This window comes from Delftia sp. ASV31, assembly GCF_016428765.1.
Lineage (GTDB): Bacteria > Pseudomonadota > Gammaproteobacteria > Burkholderiales > Burkholderiaceae_C > Comamonas > Comamonas acidovorans.
The window spans coordinates 1-457 of sequence record NZ_JAELTK010000214.1 but is presented as its reverse complement, the minus strand read 5'-3'; the positions used below and the strand labels follow the sequence as shown (position 1 = coordinate 457).

Here is a 457-nt window from a genome sequence, read left to right as displayed (position 1 = left end):
ATATATCAGAGGTAGGACCTTGGTGTTCAGGAATGCAGTCGTTGATGATGCGGAGTTCATACTCTCTCTGCGCACCGATCCCGACAAGGCCAAGTATCTGAGCCAGACCCGCAATAATTTAGAGCAGCAAAGAAATTGGTTGGAAAATTACTCGATCAATGAGGGGCAGGCATATTTCATTATCGAAAATGACGGTGAGGCAATCGGTACAGTCCGTTTGTATGATGCGAAGGGAAAGAGTTTTTGCTGGGGGTCTTGGATCATCAAGAACGGTAGTCCGTCGCACGCAGCAATTGAGTCAGCGCTTATGGTCTACGCATTTTCCACAGATAGCCTAGAGTTCACAGCAAGCCATTTCGACGTTCGTAAAGATAATGAACATGTAGTTAGATTTCACGAGCGTTTTGGTGCGAAACGCACTGGTGAAACCAGGGAAGACTATCTATTTTCTATAAGC

At 45.7% G+C, this 457-nt stretch carries 1 protein-coding gene; it reads left to right on the top strand.

What is annotated here, in order from left to right; all coding sequences use genetic code 11:
- Positions 1-22: 22 nt before the first annotated feature.
- Positions 23-457, top strand: a 435-nt coding sequence (locus JHD82_RS29055) for a GNAT family N-acetyltransferase (RefSeq protein WP_199140364.1), incomplete at its 3' end; no start/stop codon positions are given.